At 62.9% G+C, this 25,657-nt stretch carries 23 protein-coding genes and 1 tRNA gene; 12 read left to right on the top strand and 12 right to left on the bottom strand.

Annotated elements, in window-relative coordinates; all coding sequences use genetic code 11:
• The first annotated feature begins 105 nt into the window (after nucleotides 1–105).
• Together EOD43_RS15395 and EOD43_RS15390 are read left to right on the top strand one after the other, a co-directional pair.
• On the top strand, nucleotides 106–861 hold the full coding sequence (locus EOD43_RS15395; RefSeq protein ID WP_127744930.1) for a sensor histidine kinase: 756 nt from the start codon (nucleotides 106–108) through the stop codon (nucleotides 859–861).
• Between the two features lie 2 nt (nucleotides 862–863).
• On the top strand, nucleotides 864–1,487 hold the full coding sequence (locus EOD43_RS15390; RefSeq protein WP_127744929.1) for a response regulator transcription factor: 624 nt from the start codon (nucleotides 864–866) through the stop codon (nucleotides 1,485–1,487).
• 5 nt (nucleotides 1,488–1,492) lie between these two features.
• Here the strand turns inward: EOD43_RS15390 and EOD43_RS15385 are convergent, their stop codons facing one another.
• Nucleotides 1,493–2,140: a response regulator transcription factor gene (locus tag EOD43_RS15385; RefSeq protein ID WP_240653258.1), complete on the bottom strand. Its 648-nt coding sequence runs from the start codon at nucleotides 2,138–2,140 to the stop codon at nucleotides 1,493–1,495.
• Nucleotides 2,141–2,331: 191 nt separating this feature from the next.
• Between EOD43_RS15385 and EOD43_RS15380 the strand changes: the two genes are divergently transcribed.
• Nucleotides 2,332–3,543, top strand: coding sequence for an NAD(P)/FAD-dependent oxidoreductase (locus EOD43_RS15380; RefSeq protein ID WP_127744928.1), 1,212 nt, complete (start codon nucleotides 2,332–2,334; stop codon nucleotides 3,541–3,543).
• A 72-nt stretch (nucleotides 3,544–3,615) separates the two neighbouring features.
• Nucleotides 3,616–4,050, top strand: coding sequence for a DoxX family protein (locus EOD43_RS15375; RefSeq protein ID WP_127744927.1), 435 nt, complete (start codon nucleotides 3,616–3,618; stop codon nucleotides 4,048–4,050).
• Nucleotides 4,051–4,091: 41 nt separating this feature from the next.
• Here EOD43_RS15375 and EOD43_RS15370 read toward each other — a convergent pair whose 3' ends face one another.
• Both EOD43_RS15370 and EOD43_RS15365 read right to left on the bottom strand, forming a co-directional pair.
• A complete protein-coding gene (locus EOD43_RS15370) occupies nucleotides 4,092–4,304 on the bottom strand; it encodes a hypothetical protein (RefSeq protein ID WP_127744926.1) in 213 nt (70 codons plus the stop codon).
• Between the two features lie 112 nt (nucleotides 4,305–4,416).
• On the bottom strand, nucleotides 4,417–4,818 hold the full coding sequence (locus EOD43_RS15365) for a response regulator transcription factor (protein WP_127744925.1): 402 nt from the start codon (nucleotides 4,816–4,818) through the stop codon (nucleotides 4,417–4,419).
• A 166-nt stretch (nucleotides 4,819–4,984) separates the two neighbouring features.
• Here EOD43_RS15365 and EOD43_RS15360 point away from each other — a divergent pair, with 166 nt between their 5' ends.
• Both EOD43_RS15360 and EOD43_RS15355 read left to right on the top strand, forming a co-directional pair.
• Nucleotides 4,985–6,553 carry a PAS domain-containing sensor histidine kinase gene (locus EOD43_RS15360; RefSeq protein ID WP_164857256.1) on the top strand — a complete coding sequence of 523 codons (1,569 nt, stop codon included), beginning with the start codon at nucleotides 4,985–4,987 and terminating at the stop codon, nucleotides 6,551–6,553.
• Nucleotides 6,550–8,175 carry a PAS domain-containing sensor histidine kinase gene (locus tag EOD43_RS15355; protein ID WP_127744923.1) on the top strand — a complete coding sequence of 542 codons (1,626 nt, stop codon included), beginning with the start codon at nucleotides 6,550–6,552 and terminating at the stop codon, nucleotides 8,173–8,175. The genes EOD43_RS15360 and EOD43_RS15355 overlap by 4 nt, the downstream gene beginning before the upstream one ends.
• Before the next feature lie 196 nt (nucleotides 8,176–8,371).
• Here EOD43_RS15355 and EOD43_RS15350 read toward each other — a convergent pair whose 3' ends face one another.
• Together EOD43_RS15350 and EOD43_RS15345 are read right to left on the bottom strand one after the other, a co-directional pair.
• Entirely contained in the window at nucleotides 8,372–9,058 is a 687-nt protein-coding gene (locus EOD43_RS15350) for a LysR substrate-binding domain-containing protein (RefSeq protein ID WP_127744922.1), read from the bottom strand.
• Between the two features lie 8 nt (nucleotides 9,059–9,066).
• Complete coding sequence (locus tag EOD43_RS15345; protein ID WP_127744921.1) at nucleotides 9,067–9,267, bottom strand: helix-turn-helix domain-containing protein; 201 nt, start codon at nucleotides 9,265–9,267, stop codon at nucleotides 9,067–9,069.
• A gap of 94 nt (nucleotides 9,268–9,361) precedes the next feature.
• Between EOD43_RS15345 and EOD43_RS15340 the strand changes: the two genes are divergently transcribed.
• From EOD43_RS15340 to EOD43_RS15320, 5 genes are all read left to right on the top strand, one after another.
• On the top strand, nucleotides 9,362–10,390 hold the full coding sequence (locus EOD43_RS15340; protein WP_127744920.1) for an SDR family oxidoreductase: 1,029 nt from the start codon (nucleotides 9,362–9,364) through the stop codon (nucleotides 10,388–10,390).
• 182 nt (nucleotides 10,391–10,572) lie between these two features.
• Nucleotides 10,573–11,181 carry an outer membrane protein gene (locus tag EOD43_RS15335; RefSeq protein ID WP_127744919.1) on the top strand — a complete coding sequence of 203 codons (609 nt, stop codon included), beginning with the start codon at nucleotides 10,573–10,575 and terminating at the stop codon, nucleotides 11,179–11,181.
• A 368-nt stretch (nucleotides 11,182–11,549) separates the two neighbouring features.
• Nucleotides 11,550–12,380, top strand: a complete 831-nt coding sequence (locus EOD43_RS15330) for an alpha/beta fold hydrolase (protein WP_206363584.1) — start codon at nucleotides 11,550–11,552, stop codon at nucleotides 12,378–12,380.
• A 56-nt stretch (nucleotides 12,381–12,436) separates the two neighbouring features.
• The gene (locus EOD43_RS15325) at nucleotides 12,437–12,916 is read left to right on the top strand and encodes a carboxymuconolactone decarboxylase family protein (protein ID WP_127744918.1); all 480 of its coding nucleotides are present in this window, start codon (nucleotides 12,437–12,439) and stop codon (nucleotides 12,914–12,916) included.
• 27 nt (nucleotides 12,917–12,943) lie between these two features.
• Nucleotides 12,944–13,531 carry an FMN-dependent NADH-azoreductase gene (locus EOD43_RS15320; RefSeq protein WP_127745335.1) on the top strand — a complete coding sequence of 196 codons (588 nt, stop codon included), beginning with the start codon at nucleotides 12,944–12,946 and terminating at the stop codon, nucleotides 13,529–13,531.
• Nucleotides 13,532–13,988: 457 nt separating this feature from the next.
• On the opposite strand, the gene EOD43_RS15315 is transcribed toward EOD43_RS15320, so the two are convergent.
• The 4 genes from EOD43_RS15315 to EOD43_RS15300 form a co-directional block, all read right to left on the bottom strand.
• Nucleotides 13,989–15,518, bottom strand: a complete 1,530-nt coding sequence (locus tag EOD43_RS15315; RefSeq protein WP_127744917.1) for an esterase-like activity of phytase family protein — start codon at nucleotides 15,516–15,518, stop codon at nucleotides 13,989–13,991.
• A gap of 60 nt (nucleotides 15,519–15,578) precedes the next feature.
• Entirely contained in the window at nucleotides 15,579–17,912 is a 2,334-nt protein-coding gene (locus EOD43_RS15310; RefSeq protein WP_127744916.1) for a TonB-dependent receptor, read from the bottom strand.
• Nucleotides 17,913–18,144: 232 nt separating this feature from the next.
• Complete coding sequence (locus EOD43_RS15305) at nucleotides 18,145–18,756, bottom strand: TetR/AcrR family transcriptional regulator (protein ID WP_127744915.1); 612 nt, start codon at nucleotides 18,754–18,756, stop codon at nucleotides 18,145–18,147.
• A 150-nt stretch (nucleotides 18,757–18,906) separates the two neighbouring features.
• Nucleotides 18,907–21,486, bottom strand: coding sequence for a TonB-dependent receptor (locus EOD43_RS15300; RefSeq protein ID WP_164857255.1), 2,580 nt, complete (start codon nucleotides 21,484–21,486; stop codon nucleotides 18,907–18,909).
• A 186-nt stretch (nucleotides 21,487–21,672) separates the two neighbouring features.
• On the opposite strand from EOD43_RS15300, the gene EOD43_RS15295 reads away from it, so the two are divergent.
• The gene (locus EOD43_RS15295) at nucleotides 21,673–23,307 is read left to right on the top strand and encodes an alkaline phosphatase D family protein (RefSeq protein ID WP_127744913.1); all 1,635 of its coding nucleotides are present in this window, start codon (nucleotides 21,673–21,675) and stop codon (nucleotides 23,305–23,307) included.
• Between the two features lie 218 nt (nucleotides 23,308–23,525).
• Here the strand turns inward: EOD43_RS15295 and EOD43_RS15290 are convergent.
• From EOD43_RS15290 to EOD43_RS15280, 3 genes are all read right to left on the bottom strand, one after another.
• Nucleotides 23,526–23,612, bottom strand: a tRNA-Leu gene (locus EOD43_RS15290).
• 86 nt (nucleotides 23,613–23,698) lie between these two features.
• Nucleotides 23,699–24,799, bottom strand: a complete 1,101-nt coding sequence (locus tag EOD43_RS15285) for a 6-phosphofructokinase (protein WP_127744912.1) — start codon at nucleotides 24,797–24,799, stop codon at nucleotides 23,699–23,701.
• Between the two features lie 52 nt (nucleotides 24,800–24,851).
• Complete coding sequence (locus tag EOD43_RS15280; RefSeq protein WP_127744911.1) at nucleotides 24,852–25,589, bottom strand: zinc-ribbon domain-containing protein; 738 nt, start codon at nucleotides 25,587–25,589, stop codon at nucleotides 24,852–24,854.
• Nucleotides 25,590–25,657 lie beyond the last annotated feature (68 nt).

Below are 25,657 nucleotides of genomic sequence, written 5' to 3'. Positions count from 1 at the left end.
GTTGTGGACCGTGAAGCGGATGCTCAGCAGGCACTCGAAAATGGCGAGCAAGCCGGCTGCCCCTCCACGGACGCGGCGTCTGCGGCATCGGTCGGGCACCGCACAATGGAAACGTCTCGCCAATATCCGGATCTGACGCTGGACCCCATCAGGATGGGGCTGACGGTGGTGCAGCAACTTGTCGACTCGCTGGCGGTCGAGGTGAAGCGCCCACTCGCGACGATCGTCACGAGCGCCCAGGCCGGCATGTTGTGGCTGGAACGGCCCGATCTGGACGGCCAGCGCCTCAATCGGCTGGTCGACACGATCCTTCGCAGCGCAAGCCAGGCGACGGCGATGATCGAGCGTTATCGTAGCGTCACCGATATCAGGGAAGCCGTCCCCGGCCTTTTCGACATGAACGATATCGTGCGCGAAGCGGTGCTCGATCTCACGCAGGATGTCTCCGCCAATCGCGTGGGCGTGATCGAATTTCTGGCCCCCGACCTCCCCCATGTGCGCGGCTATGATCGCCATTTCCGTCTGATCCTGTCCAATCTCCTCGCCAACAGCATTCAGGCGCTCGCAACCAGCGAGACAAAGCAGCGCCGGATCGAAGTGGCCACCCAAGTCGACTCCGCCGGCGTCAGCGTCGAAGTGCGCGACAATGGCGGGGGCTTCGGCGGACATCATGGCTTCGCGTTCGAAGCACTCTATTCGACGAAGCCGGCGGCGCTCGGCATGGGCCTTACTATCTGCCGGACCATCCTCACCATCTATGGCGGCACGATCGAAGCAGGCGATAATGCGGATGGCGGCGGCTGGGTGCGCTTCACCATTCCCGCTTATGTCGCGGTGCAGGCGGCCTCGGAAGCGGCCTGACAGTGAGCGAAGCGGGCACGGTCCATATCGTGGACGACGATCCCTTGATCCGTGATTCGATCGAGGAACTGCTTCTGTCGATCGATCAGCCCGCCCGCGGCTATGCCAGCGCGCTCGATTTCCTGGAAACCGCCCCACTCGACGCACCCGGCTGCATTCTGGTCGATGTCCGCTTGCCGCGCATGGGCGGGCTGGAACTGCAGGCCAAGCTCGCCAGCGAAGGCTGCACCCTGCCCGTCATCCTGATGACCGGCCACGCCGACATTCCGATGACCGTGCAGGCGATGAAGGCCGGCGCGGTGGACTTCCTGACCAAGCCGTTGCGTGAGCAGGATATATTACAGGCAATTGGCACAGCCCTTTCGTCCAATTCCGAACGCCGAAGCCAATCGCAGGAAAAGGCGCGACTGACCGCCAGCTACGCAACCTTGTCGTCGCGCGAGCGCGAGGTGATGGCACTGATTTCCGCAGGCAAGCGGAACCGGGACATCGCCACCGCGCTTTCGCTCAGCGAGATCACGATCAAGATCCACCGCGCGTCCGCCATGCGGAAAATGGGCGCGCGGAATACGCAGGAGCTCGTGCGGATCGATCATGAACTGCAGAAGTTCCTGCCGGCCATCTAGCCGCCTCAGTCGTCCTTCCTCACCGCAGGCGGCAGCGACTCCCAGATATGGACCACATCGGCGACAGTCGATGCCGCCAGCTTCTTCATCATGCCCCCGCGATGAAGCTTCACCGTCACTTCCGAAATGTTGAGATCGTAGGCGATCTGCTTGTTCAGTTGCCCAAGCGCGACGGCCTTGAATATCTGCCGTTCGCGCGGCGTCAGCTTGGCGAAAAGCGCGCGGTTCCGTCGCTCCGCCAGCGAGGCGCGACGCTGCGCGCGGTCGATCGCGATCGCGCCCAGAACGGCATCGAGCAACGTCTGGCTTCGCACAGGCTTGGTCAGAAAATCGCAGGCGCCGGCCTTCATGGCCTGGATCGTCATCGGGACATCGCCATGCCCCGTCAGGAAGATCACGGGCGTTCGAACGGCGCGGCCGGCCAGGGTCGATTGAAGTTCCAGTCCGCTGATGCCGGGCATACGCACGTCCAGCACCATGCAGCCGGGCCGGTCGGGCAATTCTGCCGCCAGCAACTCGGCGGACGAACCGAAGGCGAGGCTTTCGATGCCGACGGACAGGAGCAGTTCGACCATCGCATCAACATGATCGCGGTCGTCATCACAGATCAGGACGAGCGGCTTTTCGTCCGAAGGGAAATCAAGGTCGGGCACGCAGGCATCCTGTCAGGAAGTCAGACAGCTTCCCGCGCCGTTTGCCCCGGCGCAAGCGGGAAGACGCGCGCCATGCCGCACCCTATCCCTTTGTATGATCCTGCCGCGCCTCTCATCTGATCGTCGGTGGGCAGGCCACCCCTTAGCCTCGGCGACATAGACCTTTTCCTACGTCGTTGAGGAGAGTTGGCATGCAGAAGATACTTATCATCGGTTCCGGTTTCGCCGGGGTGGACGCAGCTTTGTCCGCGGCGCGCCTGCGTGATCTGCAGGGGGTGAGCGCTGACGCGCTCGAGATCGCGGTCGTGTCCCCCGCTCCCATATTGGGGATGCGCCCGCGCCTCTACGAAGCGAAGCCCGAAACGCTCTCCCCCTCGCTCACCGAACTCTTCGATGCGATCGAGATCCGCTATGTGCAGGGCGTGGTCGAACGGATCGATACCGGTGCCCGGACGGTCGATTATGTCGATGCCGAAGGCACGGTTGGCACGCTCGACTACGACCGCCTCGTCCTCGCCGCGGGCAGTCGCCTGTTCCGCCCGGATCTGCCCGGCCTCTCGGATTACGGCTTCAGTGTCGACAGCGTCGAGGATGCGGTGGCGCTGGACAAGCATCTGCACGCGCTAGCCGACAAGCCGGACAGCATCGCGCGCAACACGATCGTGGTCGGCGGCGGCGGCTTCACCGGGCTTGAGGTGGCGACCGAAATGCCGGGCCGCCTGCGCGAGATTCTGGGCGCGGACGTGACGCCCCGGATCGTCATCGTCGAACGCGCCGCCGCGATCGGCCCCGACATCGGCGATGGCCCGCGTCCTGCCATCCTCGCCGCGCTGGAGGAACTCGGCATCGAGACCAAGGTCGGTTCGGGCATCGCATCGCTCGACGCCGGCGGCGCGACCCTGTCCAGCGGCGAACGGATCGAGGCCGCTACGGTCGTCTGGTCGGCGGGCATGAAGGCGAACCCTATCACCACCCAGATACCCGGCGAACGCGACAATCTGGGCCGCCTCATCGTCGATCGCGATCTGCGCGTGCCGGGCGTGGCCGGTGTTTTCGCAACCGGCGACGTCGCCAAGGCGGCATCCGACGATGAAGGCAACTTCGCCGCCATGTCGTGCCAGCATGCCAAGCGCATGGGTGCCTTTGCGGGCAACAACGCCGCTGCCGAACTGCTGGGCGTCGCGACTGAGGCCTATCACCAGCGCCCCTATGTCACCTGCCTCGATCTCGGTGCCGCAGGTGCATTGTTCACGACCGGCTGGGATCGGCAGATCCAGATGACCGGCGAACAGGCCAAGAAGATGAAGCAGGAGATCAACCAGGTGTGGATCTACCCGCCGCGCCCCAACAAGGCGGAGGTCTTCGCCTATGCGGTGCCGGCCAACGTCGTCGACCTCAGCTGATCCGATGCGCCGGGGCCACATATCCCGTGCGGCCCCGGTACCATTACAGGCCAATCATCAGGGAGACATGAGATGCTCACCGCCACCCGCCCCGCTAAAGCCCGCAACACGACGACGGCACCTTCGCCGATCGTGGCGACCTATGGTCCGGCGGTCGGACGACTGCTCACCGCCCCACTATTCCTGCTCAGCGGCATTGCGAAGCTGAGCGATCCTGCGCCATTCCTTGCCTATATCGCTTCGGTCGGCCTGCCCTTCCCGACTCTCGCTCTCGGCATCGCCATCCTCGTCGAATTGCTCGGCGGCGCCCTTCTGGTGGTGGGATATAAGACGCGATATGTCGCCGCGATCATCGCGGGCTTCACGCTGGCGACGGCGCTCGTATTCCACACGAACCTCGCCGATCAGACCGAATTCCTGTTCTTCTTCAAAAATCTGGCGATCACCGGCGGCCTGCTTCACGTCGTGGCGTTCGGCGGCGGACCGTTCAGCATCGATCGGCGTTGAAATCCTGGACGACGGCGGGGCGGTAAACCGTCTCGCCGTCTTCAGCGATGATGGCGCGGATCCGTGAAGGACGAACTCACCGATACCCACGCGACCGACGCAACCAGCGTGATGATCAACGCCGGCAGACGATCGTCGAAAACGGCGACGAGCTTGAGATAGATCAAGATCGCCAGCAGGATGCCCGCGACGGGATAGAGCCTCGGCGCTCCATCCGACAGCTTTGCGAAGATCGATTGCAGTTCGGGCCACATCGCATGATTCCAGCATGATTGAGCTGGTACCCGCATCGCATATGGGCGGCCGCGATATCATTCTACGCTGGATCAGGCCGCCCTATCCAAAGGTGCAGGCCGTCATGCCTCGTCACGCTTTCGGTGGTCGGCTTTCCAATGCCGCGACAAGTTCGTCGAGCAACCGATCCGCATTGACCGGCTTTACCAGCACATTCCTCGCGCCCAGTTCCAAAGCCCGTGCGCGCGTGATGTCGTCATCATAGGACGTCACGAAGATCAGCGGCAGATTGTCGTCGAGTTCGCGCAACCGTCGCTGCAGTTCCAGCCCGTCCATGCCCGGCATCCGCATGTCGGAAACCACGCAGTCGAACGCGCCTGGCTGATAGCTGGCCAGCAGGCTGCGTCCGCCATCGAAGGTGCGGCTCTGAAAATCGAGCACCTCAATGAGTTCGGACAGCGCGTCGCGCATTCCGACATCATCATCAACAACGGCGATTACGGGCTGCAACACGGATGATCCTTGGGGTGCCATGCACTGGTCTCTACTCAACCCACACTCGACAGTTTGGATGCAACGCGACAGCCATACAAAAGTCTAGCCTCCTACACTTCATCGCACCAGCATGGCACATTGCCCGCACCGGACAGCCCCTGGCGCACATTGCGCATGGGGTGGAGGCAGGGAGATGGTCGGTCATATGAACATGGCATTCGATCTGCCGCCCGACCTGTTCGACCTCTCGCCCGAAAGCATCATCATCTATGATGTCGACGGTGTCGTGCGCAATTGGAACGCCGCATCGCAGCGGCTTTACGGCTGGCCTGCGACCACGGCCGTCGGGCACCGGCTCGATCCGCTGGCGAAAGGCGACTGGCTGCCGCTCGACGAGATTCTGGCCACTGGCCATTGGCGGGGCGAAATTGTCCGCCGCACGATTCATGGTTCCGATATCACTACGCAGATCACCGTTACGGTTCGCCACGACGAGAAAGGGCAGGCGGCCGAACTGATCGAATTCGGGCGAAAAACGCTCACCCCTGTCAAACCGGCAGACGCGCGAAACCTCTCGGTTGCCATCGAACAGCAGCAAGCCGGACGCTTCGAACAACTGCTCGATCATTTGCCGATCGCCTTGTGGGAGATCGACGCCCGCGCCGCTGGCCAGAATTTCGCGCGGCTGCATGATGACGGCGTTCGCGATCTGGCTTCCTATCTCGATGCCCATCCCGACGTCGTCGATTTCACCTGCGACACGGTCCTGATCAGCAAGGTCAATCGGGCCGCGATCCAGATGTTCGGCGTCTCGTCGGCCGAGCCGCTTCTGGGGCCGATCCGCTATCTTTACACGGAGACCCCTTCCACCGCGAACCGGATCATGTGCGCACACTGGAACGGGCAGCGCCATCATGTCGAGGAAATGAAGGTCAGAACCTGTGAAGGCCGCGTGCTCGACGTTCTGTTTCTCGTCACCTTCCTTCAGCTTGACGAAGACGTCGCCACGACCTTCCTAATGTTGGTCGACATATCGGACAGGGTCCGCACCGAGGCGGAACTGGCGGCGCTGCAGGCGAACTTCGCCCATATCGACCGGATCGCAACCCTTGGCGAACTGGTCAGCTCGATCCGGCATGAACTGGAGCGGCCGTTGCGCGCCGCCGAACAGACCGCCCGTGCGATCGGCCGAGATATCGACCGTGGCGTCACGCAGCCCGCACTTCTTGTTCCTCAGATCGAACATCTGATGGCGCAGGCGCTGGGCGCGAACGAAACCATATCGCGCGTGCGCGCGATGACGGTGAAGCGGACGCCCGAGATCCGCCCCGTCGATCTGAACGCGGTCAGCCGCGCCGCGATGCTGATCGTCGATCAGAATTGCCGCGAGAACGCGATCACCCTGGCCGGCAGGCTCGCGCCCGATCTTGCCGATGTGGAGGGCGATGCAGTCCAGTTGCAGCAGGTGATGGTGAACCTGCTGCTGAACGCGATCCACGCCATTGCGGACCATGATGTCACCCCTCGGGACATCGTGATCGAAACAAGCCAGCAAGACGGCACGATCATCGTCGAGGTGCGCGACAGCGGCATCGGCATACTCGACGACGATATAGAACGGATTTTCGCAAGCTTCGTGTCGTCACGTCCGGGCGCGATGGGGCTCGGCCTGTCGATCTGTCGCAGCATATTGCACGCCCATCGCGGTTCGATCGACGTGGAGAACAGGCCGGAGGGCGGTGCGTGCGTGCGGTTTCGCCTCCCCGCTTTATGATCGCCGATATCGCGGGCAGCCATCCCGAACCGATGGCCTGGGCCGATCGCTCCGATCAGGCCATCATCATCTATGGCCCGGATGGTGGCATCCGCTTCTGGAATGTCGGCGCAGAACGTATCTTCGGCTGGTCGGCCGCCGAAGCGACCAGCGGCGGGGCCGCTTCCCCCCTACTCCGCGACGAATGGTTTGGCGCGACGGAGGCGGATTGCGCCTTTCAGCCCCATGTGCGCCGCCGAATGCGGAACGGCGAGGCGATCGACGTCCGCCTCTGGCGACATCAGGGCGCAGCGATCGGACGCCCTGAACTTGCAGTGATCGAGTTTTGCGAACCGCTGGATTTAGACGTGGATATTCCCGGCAAGGCCGCGGAACCGTCGCCCCTTGGGCGCGGCGCGCAGGTGCCTGAACGCTTCGATATATTGCTCGAACATATGCCGATTGCCTTGTGGCAGGTCGATATTCGCAGCGTGACGAACATCTTCGATCGGCTGCGCGGGGAGAATGTCACCGATCTGCCCGCTTATCTTGCGGAGCGCCCCACGCTCATCGATTTCATCTGCGAGACCGTCACCATCATCCGCGTCAACCGTGCGGCTGCGGATTTGATCGGCGCGCGCGACAGCGATGCATGTCTTGGACCAGTCCGCCCGCTTTTCGAACTGTCGCCGGACGCCGCGCTGCGCATCACCGAAGCCCATTATCTCGGTGCGCGAAATCACGCCGAAGAAATCCGACTGCGACGGCATGATGGTGGGGAAATCGACGTTCTGTTCCTCGCGACCTACCCCCGGCCGCCTGAAGACATGACCGTGGCATTCCTTGCCATGTTCGACATTGGCGATCGGCTGCGCGCGGAGCGGGCATTGCACGACGCCCGCGCCGATTTCGCGCGCGCCACGGCACATACGACGATGGGCGAGGTGGTGACATCGATCGCGCACGAGTTGCGCCAGCCGCTGGGGGCGATCGTCACCAATTGCGAGGCGAGTCTGCGCTGGCTGACGCGCGCGGAACCCAATATTCCCAAGGTCCGCCAACTCAGCGACCGCGCGGTCGAAGCCGCGATCCGGGCGTCCGACATTATCGATGGGATTCAGGCCGCGGCGGCACCCGGCAAGCCGCGCCACATCCCCGTCGATATCGCCGAACTGGTCGATCGCGCGTTGCACCTCGTCCGCGATGGTGGCCAGGCGGATGGCGCCGATCTGTCCTGGCGACAAAGCGGCGCCCCCGGCCCGATCGTCGGCGATCCGATGCTGCTCCAACAGGTCATCGTCAATCTGACGATGAACAGCCTGCAGGCGATCGATCCCGCAACGTCGCCCCCACGCGTCAGCATCATCGTCGAGAACGATGAAGCCGGCGCCACGATAAGCGTCCTGGACAACGGCCCCGGCTTTCCAGAGGCGGACCTGCACCGCGTTTTCAGCGGCTTCTACACCACCAAGCCATCCGGCTTCGGCATCGGCCTGACCTTGTGCCGTTCGATCGTGCAGGCGCATGGTGGAACGATCGAGGCAGGCAATCAACCATCGGGCGGCGCCATCGTCCGCATCTCACTGCCGTGTCGGCCCATGCCTTATGACGAAGGCGCCCTCGCCACCGGCCTGATGGCCTGAGACAGTCTGGCGAAAAGAAGACGGGCCGATCTTAGGGGGGAGATCGGCCCGTCAAGGATGCGTCTAGCATCGCGAGCCGGAAGGGGAGGGGCTGACAGGGCAGTTCCGTCTCGCAAAACCTGATTAGCAGCCGCAGCCCCCTCGATCGATCAGACCCAAGGCACAGCGATATCATCCGAACGTATAGCCAGAGGGGTCAGATCCTGATGCGTCCTCCCCGAACGAAATCCAGAAAGAGACGAAACGCCGCCGAATGATGTCGCTGACGGGGGTAATAAAGGCGCAAACCCGGAAAGGGCGGCGTCCAATCGCCGAGCAGTTGCACGAGCCTGCCCTGCGCGAGCGCCTGATCGGCTTCGCAGCGACTGACATAGGCGATGCCAAGGCCCAGCACCGCTGCCTGATAGGCAAGAGCGACCGATCCCATTTGCGCTCGCCCTCGCACCGGAACCGCGAAAGTCGCGCCATCGCGCTCGAACTCCCAGGCCATGACACGACCGCTCGGCAGCCGCGCCGGGATACAGTCGTGATCCGCTAGATCTTCCGGTCGTTGTGGCGCCTTGCGCGCGGCCAAGTAGACTGGGGACGCGACAACGATCAGTTGCTCTTCGTCGCTGAGCGAAACGGCGACCATGTCCTGCGGGACAGCTTCGGCAAGACGGATGCCGGCATCGAAACCGTCGGCGACAACGTCACTGAGAAGTCCGTCACTCCGCAGTTCGACGTCGATCTGCGGATAACGCGCCATGAAATCAGCGAGCGCGGGGAGCAGGCGCGCCGCCGCGACTTCCGAGCTGTTCAGGCGGATGCGCCCCGATGGAGTGGCGCGCAGCCCTTCGACGATCTCGAGCGCTTCCGAAATCGAGGACAATGCGGGTGCCATCCGCGCGATCAACTCATCGCCGGCTTCGGTGGGGCAACGCTGCGCGTGGTGCGGTTGAATAAGCGGATCCCGACACGCTCTTCGACCGAGGCAATCATATGGCTCAAGGTCGGTGGAGAGACGCCCAGTTCCAGTGCTGCCACCCGAAAATTTCTGCGTATCCCCAACAGCCGGATCGCTTCGAGTTCGCGAAGATTGAGGGGTTTCATAATTCGGATTTCTGCAACGATCTATATGATACTGTCGCTATTATCATAACTATCCCTCTCGCCATATTGCTGTCGGCAAGGAGATCGACAGACGATGAGCAAGGTGGTTGTAACCGGTGGAAGCGGCTTCGTGGGCGGGCATTGCATCGCACAGTTGATTGCCGCGGGTCATGATGTGCGCACGACTGTGCGAGACATGTCACGCGCCGAAGAAGTGCGGCGCGCTGCAGGCTCAAACGGGGAAGATTCTTCCAGGGTCGATATCGTCACCGCCGATCTTCTGAATGATGCCGGATGGGCGGAAGCTGCTGAGGGTGCCGACTATATCCTCCATGTGGCATCGCCCTTTCCCAGCGATGCGCCGGCCAATGCCGATGAACTCATAATTCCCGCTCGCGATGGCGCGCTTCGGGTGTTGCGGGCCGCGCGGGATGCCGGTGTGAAGCGCGTGGTGATGACGTCGTCCTTCGCGGCGGTGGGCTACGGCATCCCACAACGCGAGCAGCCTTTCGATGAACGCGACTGGACCGATCCGTCGGAGCCCTCGGTCCAGGCTTATATGCAATCCAAATTCTACGCCGAACGCGCAGCATGGGATTTCATCGATCGCGAAGGCGGAGAACTCGAACTCTCCGTCATCAATCCAACGGGAATCTTCGGTCCGGTTCTGGGTAGCGACGTTTCCACATCGGTTGGCCTGATCCAGGGGCTGCTGGCCGGCGCGATGCCAAAGGTACCGCGTATCTCTTTCGGCGCCGTGGATGTGCGCGATGTCGCAGACTTGCATATCCGCGCCATGACGGCTCCTGCCGCGAGAGGCGAACGCTTCATTGCGGTTGCTGGCAAAGCGCTGTGGCTCATTGAGGCCGCCCACATCCTGCGCGAAGAACTGGGTGTCTCAGCTGCCAAGGTTCCACTGGAAGAAATGCCCGATGCTGAGGTTCGCCGCCTCGCCGAACGCGCGCCTGCTCTTGAGGCGATGGTCCCGCAGCTCGGCATTTTGCGGGAAGCGACCGCAGGCAAAGCCGAACGACTGCTCGGCTGGCAGCCCCGGCCCGCGCGTGACGCCATAATAGCGACCGCCAGATCGTTGATGAACATGGAACCGACGCCTGCTGCATGATCAATCCCTTGGGGCAGCTCTTCCCCTGCCCCAAGGGTATGAAAAACCTATACTTTGGAAATGGGCACCCGCGTCGAACGCGTTAGGCCGATAGCGGTTCGGGCAATAAACCGGCGCGCGCCCACCTTCTACCTGTGTCTCGTCCGGCGTCGTGGTCGGCGTCATTACGAAAGGTAGATCCCATGAAACTCACCGCCTCGCCCTTCATCGCGGCAGCCGCGCTGCTGTCCGTCTCCGCCCCGGCGGCGGCCGAGACTTTTGCCGGCCCCTATGCCGGCGTGCAGGCCGGCTGGAGCAAGAACAAGATCGGCGGCGCGCAGACCGACATCGGCCGCGCCGACATCGGCCGCTCGCGCGACGCCACCACCGCCGGCGTGTTCGCGGGCTATAACTACAAGGCGACCGACCGGATCGTGCTGTCGGCCGAGGCCGGCTTCAGCATGGGCTTCGATGATCAGGTCACACGCATCCGCGGCGCAAACCTCGCCAGCATCGATCCCGAATATGCCTTCGATCTGGGCGCCCGCGCCGGTTATCTCGTGACCGACAATACGCTGCTCTATGTTCGCGGCGGCTACGAAAACATGCGCGCCGCCGTCCGGCTGACCAACGCCGCCGGCGCACGTTACGGCAAGGACGTCTTTGACGGCTGGTCGCTGGGCGGCGGGGTCGAGCGCGCGATCAACGATCGCATCTCCGCCCGCCTCGAATATCGTTACAGCGACCTTGGCGAGGGGTCTTCGAAGTTCGAACGCCATCAGGCGCTGTTCGGCGTGGCCTATCACTTCTGACCAAGATGCGCCGGCGGGCTCCATCACGACCCGCCGGCCTCCCTACCCCTTCGTATGACCGCTCCCCACCCTCCATCTGATGGAGGGCAACCATGCTGCGGCGCTAATTTTCACACATCGAGCAGTTCGATGGCCCCGCGTCCGAGAGCGCGACGGGCTTGAGCCAGGGCCTCACCCAGATCGGGCGGCCAACTCTCGGGACAGGAGCAATGCCGATGCCTCCCCCCAACGAAGCCGACAATCCGATGATGTTCGAAGCGGGCCGCCGCCAGGTTCTGGGCGGAATGACGTTCACCGGCCTGCTGCTTGCCGCCGGCCCCGTTGCCGCCCCGGCGCTCGCCCAACTTCACGAGACAGGAGATATGACGATGGCTACGATCAAGACCAAGGACGGAACCGAGATCTTCTACAAGGACTGGGGCCCCAAGGATGCCCAGCCCATCTGCTTCCACCACGGCTGGCCCCTCTCGTCCGACGATTGGGACAATCAGATGCTGTTCTTCCTCGACAAGGGCTTCCGCGTGATCGCGCATGATCGCCGTGGCCACGGCCGTTCGGCGCAGGTTACGGGCGGCCATGATATCGACACCTATGCGCAGGATGCTGCGGCCGTCGCCGATCACCTGAACCTGCGTAACGCGGTACATATCGGCCATTCGACCGGGGGTGGCGAAGTCACCCGCTATGTCGCGAAATATGGCAATGGCCGCGTCGCCAAGGCCGTGCTGATGAGCGCGATCCCGCCGCTGATGGTCAAGACCGCCAGCAATCCCGGCGGAACCCCGATCGAGGTGTTCGACGGCTTCCGCACGGCACTGGCCGCCAACCGGTCGCAATTCTACCTCGATGTCCCCAGCGGCCCGTTCTACGGCTTCAACCGTCCCGGCGTGAAACCGGTCGAGGGCATGATCTACAATTGGTGGCGCCAGAGCATGATGGGCGCCGCCAACGCCCATTATCTCGGGATCAAGGCCTTCTCGGAAACCGATCAGACCGAGGATCTGAAGGCCATCACCGTGCCGACCTTGGTCATGCACGGCGACGATGATCAGGTCGTGCCGATCGGCGACAGCGCCGAACTGTCGATCAAGCTCCTACAGAAGGGCGAGCTGAAGATCTACAAGGGTTTCCCCCACGGCATGCTCACCACCCACGCCGATCGGATCAACGCCGACATCCTCGCCTTCATCCGCAAGTGACATCCGGAAGCCGGGGGCATCACCCGCTCCCGGCTTCGCACAAGAAGAGAAGCGCCATGACCCAACGAATGGACCCTGCCCAGCAGTCTCCCGACACCTATCGCAAGCTGGTCGCTTTCGCAGTGGCGGTCCGCGGCGGCAGCCTCGATGCGAATATCCGCACGCTGATCGAGATCCGCGCGTCACAGATCAACGGATGCGCTTTCTGCCTCGATATGCACGTCAAGGAGGCAAAGCTGCACGGCGAACGTGAATTGCGCGTCCATCATCTGCCGGTGTGGCGTGAATCCCCGCTGTTCAACGCGCGTGAACGGGCCGCGCTCGCGTGGACCGAGGTGCTGACGCGGCTACCCGAAGGTGGCGTTCCCGATGCGATCTTCAACGAGGTTCGCGCGGAATTCTCCGATCACGAAATGGCCGATCTCACCTTCGCGATCATGGCGATCAACGCCTTGAACCGTCAGGGGATCGCCTTCGCGGCCGTACCGGGATCGTCCGACAAACTCTTCGGCCTGGACAAGGTCGACCTCGCCTGATCCCGACGCAATTTGGAAGCCTGCCCCATGTCCAAAATCCTTCTGCTCAACGCCTCTCCCTATGGCGATCGATCACGCGGCCACGCCTTGGCGATGGAGGTCTGCTCAACCCTCCTTGCACGAGATCCCGCCACCAGCCTGATCGAACGCGATCTCGGCCCGATGTCGCATCAGCCGATCATCCGCGATTATGCAGACGCGATCATCGGCCGGCAGGATCACGGTGTCCCCGCTTTCACCCTCTCGGAAAGCCTGATCCGCGAGCTGGAGGACAGCGACCACCTCATCATCACGACGCCCATGCACAATTTCACCGTTCCCGCCGCGCTGAAGCTGTGGATCGACTATGTGCTTCGGCACGGCCGCACCTTCGGCAACCGCGACGGGGTCAAGTTCGGCCTGCTGCAAGATCGTCCTACGCTGGTCATCGTGACATCTGGCGGAGCGGTGGCTCAGCCGGGCGCGCTACAACCCGATCATCTGACCGACTACCTTCGCGATGTGCTTGCAACCCTGGGCATATCCAACGTCCGCTTCGTCTACATCGAAGGCCCCGCAGACGAGGCTATGACAGCGGCGCGGCGCGTCATACAGGGCGATCCCGTCTTTAGATAAGCGGCAGCACAGCGCCATGTGCTCAAGGCAGGCCCACGCGCTTTTCATTCTGAAATCAACGACCGCAGCGCCACGCGAGGCTGTATATTTTATGTATATTCTTCGCCGAAAAAAATAATCAAAATATTGAAATTACCCAATTTTATATAAATGGTCGGGGGGAGAGAATTCGGACCTGCGACCCATTGGACCCAAAGCAGATGCGCTAAAAGGCTGAACGAAGGGCAGCCTTTGCCATGTGCCTCGGTCAAAACAGTCATTTAGCATTACCATGCATCTTAGCCATTCTGACCCTTACGGACTGGCGTCCGCTTTTGAAGTAAAGGCGAATGGTGTTGGATGTCCGAAAGGGAGGCGCTAAGCAGGCATTTTATTGAATTGAATAACCATATCCATATTGCACGCAGACCGGATATGGCATTGAATCTACCTCTTAAAAATGTCTTTGGCCGCGCAGCTATCGTGAGAGCGTAAGACGGTAAACCAAGACGACATTGTCGTTGTTGTCGGCTCCGTGCTGGCCGTGCAGCGAGGCGTCAAACGGGATGCCGGCGGCCAGGCCGTCGTGGGCCTCGAAGTCGTTGTCATTGCCGACCAGCAGGAAATAGTCGTCGGGCGCCTTCGGATCGAGCGCGGGGAGCAGGCTCATAGCTTCCTGCTTCTCGGACAAGCTGGTCGGTGTCGATGGCAGGGTATCGATGTTCATACCGAAGCGGCGAAGCTGGGCCGGGTTCAGCATGTTGATCAACTCTACCGCGCGGACCGGAATTATGCCGGCGATGACTTGGCCCTTGTGTGCGACCGGTTCGACGCCGGTTTCGTAGATCGAGCCCGCCAGATTGGTTGCGCCTGTCGTGTCGACGAGCAGGATGGTCTTCACCACCGGCGTCTTAGATGGCGACACGGTCGCCCCGCGGCCGATGGCGTCGCGCGCCAGCACCAGAAACTGATGATCGTTGAGCGCGACCACTTCCGATTGCGCGGCGGTCCGGTCCACGGCGCCGCCATCCCCCGCTTCGGTGTAGGTCGGCAGTTCAAGGACATAGTGCCCCACCGGTGCGCGGGGCGTCGGCTCCTTGCCGACATCGTAGAGGAGGATGCGGGTGGCGTTGCGCATCTGTGCCGCCTTGCCGTCGCTGTCCTGCACCGTTGCGGACTGGAGGATGGTGACGAGATGCCGGCCGTCGGGGGTGATCGACAGCGCCTCCAGCCCCTGATTGTTGCGCCGGCCGCTGTCGCCGGGCTTGATGCTGTTGAAGTCGATCCTGCCGTCGGTGCGCGGCATCAGCGCCGGCACGGCGGGGATCGCGCCGATCAGCCGCCCGCGCGCGTCGAAATGATAGATGCTGGCGGCATATTCGTCGGAAACGTAGAGGCTCCCGTCCGGAGCCATGACCAGACCTTCGGAATCGAGGCTGATGCGGCCCGCGCCGTCGCCGCTCGCGGGGCTGGGCATTGCAACGCCATCGCGCATCACGACATTGCTGCCAGGCTCCTTGCCGGTCATCGGCTGGCCATCGGCATCGGTCAGGAAGAAGCCGCCGGCTGGCGTCAGGCGAAGCTGGCTTTGCGATGCGGTTGCCTGTGGCAGATCCGCCTTGCCGGTGTAGGGTTTGAAGCGGATCGTGAACCGGTTGATCCGATTGCGATAATCGAGCGTGCCGGCGACCGAGCCGACGTCGTTCGGCCCGCGATCGGGCATCGTCCAGATCGTGCCCGTATAGCTGCCGTCGCGCAGCCGCTTCCAGCCCGCCTTGTCGACCGCCATTGCCGAGAATGAGCCCAGCGTCTCCCCCGCGAAGTCGCGGGTATCGGCGCTCAGCCGGCCGACGCCAACGAGCCCGTGATTGACGAAGCGCCGTCCGTCCAGCGTCACGACATGGTCGCCCGGCCGGGTTTCGAGATGCGGGGTGGTGAAGGCCGGCGATTCCGCGTCGGCCGGCGCCGCCAGCACGCAGGACAAGGCGAGGATGGCGGCGATCTTCATGGAGCAGTCTCTATAATATCGGGTACGGGGAGGCGACCGGGCCGCCTCCCCGCCATTCCCTTAGAAAGCGGCGCTGAGCGTCCCGAAGATCTGCCGTGGCGCCGACGAGTGGAACACCACGATCGTGCCGGTGGGATCGTTCGGGGCGAACACGCTGCTGTCGAAGTTCGACGCATAACGCTTGTTGGTCAGGTTGGTCACGTTCAGCGACAGCTTGGCGCGCTTGAGCGCCCCGAACTCACCGAAATCATAACCGAAGCCCAGATCGACCGTGGTGTAGCCGCCAAAGCCCTGATCGTTGGTATAGGTGTAGAAACGCTCGCCGGTATATTTGCCCTGGACCGAGGCGAAGAAACCGTTGCTCTTCACGCTCAGCGTGCTGGCGAACATCTTCTTCGGTGTATCCACCTGCTGCTTGCCCTTGGTGGCGTAGAGGATGCAGGTGGTCGTGCAGAAGTTCAGGTCGTCATTATATTCGGTCTCGTTGAGCGAGGCGGAGTTGTACCAGTTCAGCCACGGCAGCGGCCGCCACAGGACGCCCAGTTCGACACCCTTGCTGGTGACGCTGCCGGCATTGTGGAAGGAATTGCCGCAACCCGGATTCTGCTGCTGGTTGGTCGGGCACGGATTGTACTGCAGCAGACGATCGTTGAACTTGACGTGATAGCCCGCGAGCGAAACCTGCACCTGGTTGCTCACGAAGCGATAGCCGCCGTCGAAGCTCTTCGATGTTTCGGGTTTCAGCGTCTTGCCCTGCAGATCCCAGATCGCCTGGCTGACCGACTGCGGCCCTAGCTTGAAGCCGCCCTGATACATGGCGATGTTTTCGGCATAGCTGGCGTACAGTTCATGCCCTTCCGCGATCTTCCAGCGCGCGCCGATTTCGGGAAGGAAATTGTCCTCGGCCACCAGCGTGCCGGTCGCGAACTGGCTCGAGGCCGGCGGCGGCGTCCTGGCGATGCCGGGCAGCGCGGTGGCGGCGGACTTCGAATAGGTGCCCTTGAAACCGAAATCGATGCTCAGCGCGTCGTCGAACAGCTTCACCGTGTCTTCGACGAAGAACTGGCGGGTCTTCCACTTGGTTTCCTGCACCCACTGGGCGCTGGCCGGCTGGCCCTTCAGGAACTTCGCCAGGCTGAACGGGCCGGTGACGTCCTGACGGATGTAGCGCGCCGCGCTGCTGGTATTGCCTTCATACCAGAAACCCGCCTGGAGGCGGTTGATCCCGATGTCCCAGGTGATGGTGCCCAGGCCGCCGGTGCGATCGATCGTGTAACGCGTGTCGCGAATCTGGACGGGGACGTCGTCGGTCGTCGTCGTCGTACCCTGATTGGACAGGCCGGTGATGAAGTTGTTGCCGGCGCCCTTGTCCTTGTGGTGGTACACCTTCGCGCCGATCTTCAGCGATTTGGTGAGATCGAAATCGCCCGACAGATAATAGAGTTCGTCGTTGCGAAGGATCTGGCCGTTCGTGAAGGTGACGTCGGCATTCTTCTGCGGTGCAGGGGCGGCGGCACAGCGGGTCGGCGTCGTCGTCACCGTGCAGGCGGCCACGCCCAGATAGGCTTGCCAGTTCGGTGCATAACCGGCCCAATCATAGCCCAAGCGGTTGAGCATATCCTTCGACAGATAGGCGTCGTCGGCCTGGTTGGTGCGCGACACGTCGACGAAGGCCGTGATCGTGCCGCCGGTAAATTCGTATTTGGCCTTGGCGTTGAGCTGCTTGCCGGTCGACTTCTTGTAGGCGCCCTGATCGACGAACAGATCCTGCTGCGCATAATGGCCCGACAGATAGGCCGAGAAGCCATTATATTCGCCGGTGTCGATGCGGACGAAGGTGCGGTACGATTTCTCCTCGCCGATCGTCTGGCTCGCCTCGATGCCCAGATTCTTGCGCGGATCGCTCGACGTATAGAGCAAAGCACCGCCGAGATTGCTGGTCGACGGAATGCCGAGGCCGGCAATGCCGGTCGCCAATTCGGCACGGCCGAGATTTTCGGAGATCAGCGCGCGGCTGATCGTGAGGCCGTTATAGTTGTTGTAGGCGCCATCGCCCAGCGGAATGCCGTCGAGCGTGTAGCCGAGATGGGTGGTGTTGAAGCCACGGACCTGCAGCGTCAGCGACTGTTCGTTGACGCCCAGTGCGTCGATCGATTGCGCCATCACACCCGGCAGGAAATTCAGCGCCTTCTGCACGCTGGTGCCCGGCGGCAGGACATCAAGGCTGGCCGGCGTCAAGCTCGAAACCGAGCGGGTCTGGCCGCTGCCGACCACCACGATATCGTGCGCATCGCTCATGTCTGCATCGGCGGAGGGAGCCACTTGGGCATTCGCCTGAGAAGCGAAGGCGAAACAGCCAGCAACAGACAGCATCAAAATGGATTTCTTCGACATTCACGCCCCCTTATGACGAGGGCGCGGGATTTTTTCCCTGACACCCTGCAACTTGCGGGGCGGCTATTCCATCCGTCGATGACAATTCGGCTACGATATCGCGTCAAATATTTTTCAGGAGCGTCAATATCGAATGGCAAAGGTTTCCAAGGAGAGAGATTGTAGAATTATAGGAAATATTCGACTGACTGAGCCGACCTGGCCGCTGGACGCGGCCAGCCCGCCGCGCGCCCTATTCGATCGCGCCGGCGCGTAACATCTGGGCGGTCTGGCGCGTCACTGCTTCGGGCGAGACGCGATCCTCCTCCTGCAGCATCTCATCGACCGCGAAGCCGATTTCGACCGACAGCCGCAGGCGGCTCCACAATTCCTGCCGATCGACGTGAGGAAGATAGGGCGCATAAGCATCCGCCAGCCTGTCCGTGACATAGCGATGCGATTCCAGACGGATGCGCACCATGCGGGGTGAGGCGTGCAACGCGCGCAATATCCACACCGCGCCGGGCACGCTGTTGGTCGCCACCGCCGTGTCGTGCAGCAACTCGCCGATATGGCCACGCATCTGATCGATCCCGCCGCCCTGATGCCGCGCGATCCACGCCTCGAGCGCCTCGTTCTGCCGCACCATCAGCCGCTCGCCCAGCGCTTCGAGCACGGCATATTTGTCCTCGAAATAGCGGTAGAGCGCCGAGGGGGCGAGCCCGGCGCGCGCGCAGATCAGATTGGTGGAGATGCGTTCGAAGCCCTGTTCGGCAACGAGTTCGCCTGCGACGTCGAGCAAGCGTTCATAGGTCTGCTGCGAACGCCCCTGCTGCGGTTTCGCGCGCCCGCCCGCGGTCGGCATTAGCGATCCTCTCTTCGGCATCCGATCGTGAAGGATGCTTCATCGTTTGCATGCGTCGCCGGCAAAGTCGATCCAATAGGCGATGAAGGCTCCACAGGGACTAGGCCCCCACGCGACGACAATGCCGCGCGGGGGCCTGGATCTACGCGATCAGAACTTCACGCTGACGCCAAAGTCGCCATTCCACGAATAGACTTCGCGCGAATAGGTCTGGCGCTTGGTCGTCTGATAGAAGGTCATCGGCGCTTCGCTGAGGTTGGAGGCGGCGGCGAACAGTTCGACCCCCTTCATCACGCGGTAGCTGACGCGCGCATCGAGCACAGTGCGCGGGCCGGCATAGATATCCGCCGTCGTGCCTTGCGCCGCGCTGCCGACATTTTCGATGTAGGACGACCGATAGGCGAGCGCCACGCGCGCCTCGAACGGCCCCTTTTCGAAGAAGAGCGTCGCGTTGGCGATCCAGTCCGACTGGCGGAAGAAAGGCAGATCCTCGCTCGTCCGGCCGGGCACATCGACGTTCGATTTCACATAGGTTGCGTTGGCCGACATGCCGAAGCCGTCGAACGGCGCGGGCAGGAAGGTGAAGCGCTTCTGCACGTTCGCCTCGATCCCGAACAGTTCGCCACGATCGGCATTCAGCGGCTGCGACAGCGAGGTGAGCGGCACGCCGGCGAAGCTGGTGTTCTGGATCGTCTGGGTGAAGATCGGGTTCTTCAGCCGCTTGTAGAACATGCCGACCGCGACGATGCTGTCGCTGCCCGGATAATATTCGGCCGAGGCATCGAGCCCCATCGACGTGTAGGGCTTGAGGTTCGGATTACCCGCCGTGCCTGCGCCATTGTCTTCGGTGAAGGTCGGCACGACCGCGTCATAGTTCGGGCGGCCGAGCGTGTTGGTCCATGCCGCGCGCAGCTTGAAGTCGGGCGCGACATTGTAGTTCAGGTGCAGGCTCGGCAGGACGTGGGTGTAGTTCTTGCCGAAGCGCAGCGGCGTGATGCCCGTGGTCGTGCGCAGCTGGTTGGCGTTGTATCGCCCCTCGGTCCGCTCAATGCGCACGCCGCCGATCGCGGTCAGATCGCCCAGCTCGACATTGGCCATGACGTAGCCAGCGTAGATCTTTTCATGGATGCGATAATCGAGCGACGCATTGTTGATCGCGGTCTGCGCGGCATTGAGCGCGATCAGCTGCGGGTTGCGATTGTAGAAATCGAGCACGCCCTGATAGTTCATGCGTGGGCCGAACATATATTCGCCGTTGTAGAAATCGTCCGGCGGCGACAGCACCTGCCCCGTCTGAGCGAAGGTCGAATTGCCGACGGCGTCGCGCTGCGACTGCTGATTGTCACGATCCTTCACGCGATCGATGAACTTGGCGCCGACCTTCACGAAGGTGTTGGTCGCACCGCCATCGAGTGCGATCTTGAAGTCGGCGCGGGCGGTGTGCAGATCCTCGTCAATCTGTTCGCGCCGTTCGCGGATACGCCGCAGCGGATAGGCCGCGGGATCGTAGAGCGTCGGATCGATCGCGGCGAAGGCCGGGCGCTTGCCCGACAGATCCAACGTGGCGGTGCGGTTCGCGGCCGTGCGGAACTCCAGGTCGTCGCGGATCGGCGTATGTTCCTGCGCATGCGCGTAGGTGTAGTTCAGCTCCGCCTCGACCGCGCCGAAGGTCCATTCGACGCCCGGCGAGATATTGTAGAGCTTCTGCGTCTGGTTGTTCTGGCGGAACTGGCGGGTGGCGCGGCCATTGGGGAAGCGGATCGAGGTCGGGCTCAGCACCGTCGGCGTGCCGCCGTTGAGCAGCACGAAGTTGAACTGATCGCGCTCCTCATGATCGGTGAACTCGTTGTAGATCGTGCGCAGATAGACGCGGGTATCGTCGTTCGGCCGCCAATCCAGATTGACGATCCCGCCAATGCGTTCGCGCATGATCCGATAATCGAACATCACCAGATTGGTCGGCGCGTTGATCGAGGTGCCGGCGGTGGTGAACGTCGCCCAGTTGGTCGGTTCGACCAGATCGCTGTCGATGTAACGCTTCGAATAGCTGGCCGCGACGACGATGCCGAATTCCTTGTCGGCGCCGAACGTGCCGCCGTGCGTCAGGCTGCCGCCATAGCCCAGTTTTTCGGACTTGTTGTTATAGGATCCGCGCAGCGTGCCGTAGGTGAAGGGCTTGCTCTTGTCGAAGGCTGTCGGCGTGACGAGGTTGATGCTGCCGCCGATCGCATTGGCATCATAATCGGGGGTGACCGCCTTCACGACCTCGATCGCGGCGACCAGATCGGACGGGATGGTGTCGAGCGCGACGCGGCGCCCCTCGGCTTCGGGAATGCCGACCAGATTGCCGTCGACCGTCACCTGATTGAGATTCGGATCGATACCGCGCACCACGACGTAACGCGGTTCGCCTTGGTCAATCTGGACCGACACGCCCGGCAGGCGCTGGAGCGCTTCGGCGGTGTTGTAATCGGGCAGCTTGCCGATGCCGTCGGAGGCGACGACGTCCGAAATCGTCACCTGATCGCGCTTGCGCTCGATTGCCAGCTGACGCTGGGCGCGGGCGCCGGTGACGATGATCTCGTCGCCCTGAATATCATCGGCTGCGGCCGGCGCGGTGCTCGCCGCGTCCTGCGCGAAAGCGATCGTCGGAATGCTGGCGCCCGCCAGCATCGCGAAGCGGAGCGCAAAGCCGCCGACATGCGCCATCTTCGATGCGAAATTCTGCATTGAACCGTCCCCCGGAAAGCGATGTTGCATCGCGTCACCGGAGGAGCGCCTAAACGAGAGTTAAGACTCTCATATTGCCCCGGCATGACCGATCGATGACATGCGCGAACCCCGGAATTTCGCGCCGAAGGGCGTCACCGCGCTGTCACAAAGCGCGTGGTAGGCGGCGCGAAAATAGGAGTCGCCATGCCTGCTCTCTGGGATCGCCGCACGCTTCTTCAGGCCGCCGCACTGGCGCCGGCCCTATCGCTGTTTGCGCCGACGCGGCTCGGCGCGGCGCCCGCAACCGGCTTCACCCATTCGGTGGCAAGTGGCGATCCTTCGCGCGACGGCGTCACGCTGTGGACACGTTTCGTCACGGCGGATGGCGCGGAAGCCCGACTGAAGGTCGAGGTGGCCGAGGATGAAGGCTTCCGACGGATCGCCGCCCGCGGCACCGCGACCGCATCGCCGATCAACGATCATTGCGCCCATGCGCGGCCAAGCGGATTGCGGCCGGGCCGCTGGTATCATTATCGCTTCATCGCCCCCGACGGCAGCATCTCGCCGATCGGCCGCACCCGCACGCTGCCGGCCGGATCGATCGATGCATTCCGCATCGGCGTCTTTTCCTGCGCCAATGCCACGTCGGGCTGGTTCAACGCTTATGCCCATGCCGCCGCGCGCGACGATCTCGACCTGATCGTCCATCTCGGTGACTATATTTACGAATCGCCGACCGACCGGTCCGATGCGATCGCCGAGTTGGCGACGTCGCGCGCGATCATGCCGACTGGGGAGGCCATATCGCTGGCCGATTATCGACTTCGCTATGCCAGCTATCGCGCCGATCCCGCGCTGCAGGAACTGCACCGCCGTTTCCCGATGATTGTGATGTGGGATGATCACGAAACGGCGAACAACAGCTGGACCGAAGGCGCGAAGAACCACGGGCCCGAAGACGGCAATTGGGATGTTCGCAAGGCGGCCGGTGTTCGCGCCTTCCGCGAATGGCTGCCGATGGGCGACGCCGATTATGCCAGTTATCAGATCGGCGATCTCGCGACGTTGTTCCGTCTCGAAACCCGGCTGATCGCCCGCACCAAGCAACTCGAACTCAGCGATATCCTGCGCGCCGGCGGCGATCCGCGTGTAGCGGCCGAGGCGTTTCGGAAGGGCCCGCTCGCCGATCCCGCGCGCACGATGATGGGCGCGAAGCAGGAGAAATGGCTGACTGACGCGATAGCGCGATCGACGCGGGACGGAACGCGCTGGCAGATATTGGCGCAACAGACGGTGATGGCGCCCATCCTGCTGCCCAAGGTCACATCGTCCTGGTACGCGCCGACCGTCAGGCCGGGGCCGAATGCCGAGGCCGAACTGCGCTTCGCGGCGATGCTCACGCAGATGGGCATAGCGGAAGGAATGGACCGCTGGGACGGCTATCCCGCCGCGCGCGACCGCCTGTTGGGTGCCGCCGCCCACGCCCGCGCCAATCTGGTGGTGCTTAGCGGCGACAGCCACAATGCGTGGGCATCCGATCTTATCCATGACGGCGCGCCCGTGGGCGTCGAGTTCGCCGGGCACAGCGTCTCGTCACTGGGCATCGACAAGCGCTTCGGCGGCGATCCGCAGACGATCGCGGCGGATTTCATCGCAACGAATCCGAAGCTCAAATGGTGCGACACCAGCCGTCGCGGCTATATGGTCACCAACCTGACCCGCAACGCCGCCAGCAACGAATGGCTTTTCCTGCCATCGTTGACGACCCGATCAACGGAAATCCTTGATCGGGTGGCGTTTTCAACCGAACGATCGAGCAGGCAACTATCCTCCCAATAAGATCGAACAATCGCCTCAACGACGTTCAAATTGTTCGACTCTAGCCCAATGGCAGCTTTCGGGAATGAGTGTGGGCCACCGCTATGACCGAGATTGCGCGCAGAACAGCCACTCGTGACGCGCAATTTGGTGGGATTCCGTAAGTTTGGTGCACCCCTTGGGTGCACCAAACTTCTGGCTGTGCCAAATTACGAAAAACCCTTTTAAATCAAAGGGCTTGGTGCGGTCGAGAAGACTCGAACTTCCACGGCCTTTCGGCCACAACGACCTCAACGTTGCGCGTCTACCAGTTCCGCCACGACCGCACACCGAGTAGGATCCCGGCGGGCCGGGATGCTGGTAGGCGGGTGCCCCTAGCAAAGCGTTCGGGGGGACGCAACACCGATTCCGATCAATATAAAAACATCGGCATGCCGCGGATGTGAATGAGCTTGGGGCGATAGGTCTCGGGATCGTAGAGACCCGCGACATCGACGGTCTTGGTGCCGCTCAAAAGCGTGTCGATCGGGACGTCGCAATAATTGCCGTCGCGCAGGGCGAGCATGCGCCCCGTCTCCCCGCTGCCGATCATCTGGATCGCCATCGCACCGAAGGCGAAGCCGACCATCCGGTCGAGCGCGTCGGGTTCACCCGCGCGCATCAGATAGGCGAGTTGCTGGACGATCGTGCCCTGCCCGGTCTTCTCCTCGATCGCACGCGCCAGGCGGCCGCCGATCGCCTCCGCCTGGCGCTGCGTATTGGACAGCGAGCGATCGTCGGCGGCCACCTCAGCCCCCGCAATCGTGGCGCCTTCGGAAATGACGCACATCGCGTAGCGGCCGGGGCGGCTCAACCGATCCTCGACCAGCAGCGGGATCAATCGGTCGGGATCAATCGGCACTTCGGAGATCACGGTGCGATCGACCTGCGCAAGAAAGCCCGAGAGCAGGGCCGTCTCGCCGCTGCGCCGGCCGAACAGTTCGACCACCGCGATCCGCTCATGGCTTTCGGCGGTGGTGCGCAGCGCGTTGATCGCGGTGACCGATCGGGTGATCGCGGTCGAGAAGCCGATGCAATAATCGGTCCCGAACACGTCATTATCCATCGTCTTGGGGATCGAGATGACAGGAAAGCCCTGCGCCGAGAGATGCGCCGAGAAACGCAACGTGCCATCCCCGCCCAGCGTGATCATCGCGTCGATGCCCAGCTTGTCGAGCACGTCGAGGACATGCGCGGTACGATCGCCGCCCTTCACGGTGCGCGGATCGGTGCGCGAGGTGTGGAGCATCGTGCCGCCGACCCGGTCGATCCCGCGGACGGCCTCCCGATCCAGCGCGATCGTGTGGGTCGCGACACTGTTCGGATCGGCGGGATCGATCTCCAGAAAACCCTGCCAGCCGCGTCGGAAACCGACCACGTCCCACTGCCGATCGAGCGCGGAAAGGACGACCGACCTTATACAGGCATTGAGCCCCGGCACGTCGCCGCCGCCCGTGAGGATTCCGATCCGCATGCTCGCTCCTTCGCCTTGTCCGATGTTTCTAACCGGCGAAAAGCGATCCGGTTCAGTCGCCGGTGGGGCTTACGAAGCTCAGGTGCAGGTTCTTGGCGCCGCGCGGAATATCGACGGCGGCGCTGTCGAAATCGGCCGAACCGCCCGCCGGGATGGTCGCGACGGGGCGTGTGATCGTCCAGCTATAGACGGTCTTGCCCTGCGTATCGCGCAGTTCAGCGCGGATATCGCGCACCGTCTGCGTTTCCTGCGTCGGATTGACGATGCGGCCGGCGACGACGAGCAATTCGTTGCCGCTGGCGGTTTCGCGCCGATCGGGATTGCGCGTCATCTTGATGAACAGCGGCTCGGGCGCAGGCGTGATGCCCACCGTCTTCGCCAGCATGTTCGGCCCGATCGCGAAGACCGCGCCGATCGCGGCGAGCAGCAGCAGCGCGATGATCGCCGCCATGATCGTGAACAGCTTCGTCGTGTTGCGGCGCGGGCGGCGATGCGCGATCGCGGTGGTGACCGGATCGGGCGTGGTGACGGCCTCCCCGCCATAATTGGCGACAACCTCCGGCTCGGGGATGCTCGGGGGTACAGGCGGGGGCGGCGGGGCGACGGTGGGCTCTGGTTCCGGCGCGGGAGCCACAGGCAACGGCGCGGCGGGCTGCGGGAGATCGAGCTCGGGCGGCTCCTGGAACCAGCTGTTACGGCAATTGGCGCAGCGAACCTGCCGGCCGGTCGGGCCGACGGCGGTATCGGGAACGAGATAGCGCGTGTTGCACGCCGGGCAGGAAATGATCATCTGCGCACCTTCCTAGACCTGCCATTGACTCGTCCGCAAGGATTGTCGCGCCGCAACCGCTATGTCAT

This window comes from Sphingomonas crocodyli (assembly GCF_004005865.1).
GTDB classification, from domain to species: Bacteria; Pseudomonadota; Alphaproteobacteria; order Sphingomonadales; family Sphingomonadaceae; genus Rhizorhabdus; species Rhizorhabdus crocodyli.
Note: the sequence above shows the minus strand (reverse complement) of the source record. Positions and strands in the feature narration are given on the sequence as shown.

Excerpts from the sequence above, each read along its gene's own strand:
- EOD43_RS15395 (WP_127744930.1), top strand. The coding sequence starts at position 106 with ATGGAAACGTCTCGCCAATATCCGGATCTGACGCTGGACCCCATCAGG.
- EOD43_RS15380 (WP_127744928.1), top strand. The coding sequence starts at position 2,332 with ATGCAGAAGATACTTATCATCGGTTCCGGTTTCGCCGGGGTGGACGCA.
- EOD43_RS15375 (WP_127744927.1), top strand. The coding sequence starts at position 3,616 with ATGCTCACCGCCACCCGCCCCGCTAAAGCCCGCAACACGACGACGGCA.
- EOD43_RS15370 (WP_127744926.1), bottom strand. The coding sequence starts at position 4,304 with ATGTGGCCCGAACTGCAATCGATCTTCGCAAAGCTGTCGGATGGAGCG.
- EOD43_RS15365 (WP_127744925.1), bottom strand. The coding sequence starts at position 4,818 with ATGGCACCCCAAGGATCATCCGTGTTGCAGCCCGTAATCGCCGTTGTT.
- EOD43_RS15360 (WP_164857256.1), top strand. The coding sequence starts at position 4,985 with ATGAACATGGCATTCGATCTGCCGCCCGACCTGTTCGACCTCTCGCCC.
- EOD43_RS15355 (WP_127744923.1), top strand. The coding sequence starts at position 6,550 with ATGATCGCCGATATCGCGGGCAGCCATCCCGAACCGATGGCCTGGGCC.
- EOD43_RS15350 (WP_127744922.1), bottom strand. The coding sequence starts at position 9,058 with ATGGCACCCGCATTGTCCTCGATTTCGGAAGCGCTCGAGATCGTCGAA.
- EOD43_RS15345 (WP_127744921.1), bottom strand. The coding sequence starts at position 9,267 with ATGAAACCCCTCAATCTTCGCGAACTCGAAGCGATCCGGCTGTTGGGG.
- EOD43_RS15340 (WP_127744920.1), top strand. The coding sequence starts at position 9,362 with ATGAGCAAGGTGGTTGTAACCGGTGGAAGCGGCTTCGTGGGCGGGCAT.
- EOD43_RS15335 (WP_127744919.1), top strand. The coding sequence starts at position 10,573 with ATGAAACTCACCGCCTCGCCCTTCATCGCGGCAGCCGCGCTGCTGTCC.
- EOD43_RS15330 (WP_206363584.1), top strand. The coding sequence starts at position 11,550 with ATGGCTACGATCAAGACCAAGGACGGAACCGAGATCTTCTACAAGGAC.
- EOD43_RS15325 (WP_127744918.1), top strand. The coding sequence starts at position 12,437 with ATGACCCAACGAATGGACCCTGCCCAGCAGTCTCCCGACACCTATCGC.
- EOD43_RS15320 (WP_127745335.1), top strand. The coding sequence starts at position 12,944 with ATGTCCAAAATCCTTCTGCTCAACGCCTCTCCCTATGGCGATCGATCA.
- EOD43_RS15315 (WP_127744917.1), bottom strand. The coding sequence starts at position 15,518 with ATGAAGATCGCCGCCATCCTCGCCTTGTCCTGCGTGCTGGCGGCGCCG.
- EOD43_RS15310 (WP_127744916.1), bottom strand. The coding sequence starts at position 17,912 with ATGTCGAAGAAATCCATTTTGATGCTGTCTGTTGCTGGCTGTTTCGCC.
- EOD43_RS15305 (WP_127744915.1), bottom strand. The coding sequence starts at position 18,756 with ATGCCGACCGCGGGCGGGCGCGCGAAACCGCAGCAGGGGCGTTCGCAG.
- EOD43_RS15300 (WP_164857255.1), bottom strand. The coding sequence starts at position 21,486 with ATGCAGAATTTCGCATCGAAGATGGCGCATGTCGGCGGCTTTGCGCTC.
- EOD43_RS15295 (WP_127744913.1), top strand. The coding sequence starts at position 21,673 with ATGCCTGCTCTCTGGGATCGCCGCACGCTTCTTCAGGCCGCCGCACTG.
- EOD43_RS15285 (WP_127744912.1), bottom strand. The coding sequence starts at position 24,799 with ATGCGGATCGGAATCCTCACGGGCGGCGGCGACGTGCCGGGGCTCAAT.
- EOD43_RS15280 (WP_127744911.1), bottom strand. The coding sequence starts at position 25,589 with ATGATCATTTCCTGCCCGGCGTGCAACACGCGCTATCTCGTTCCCGAT.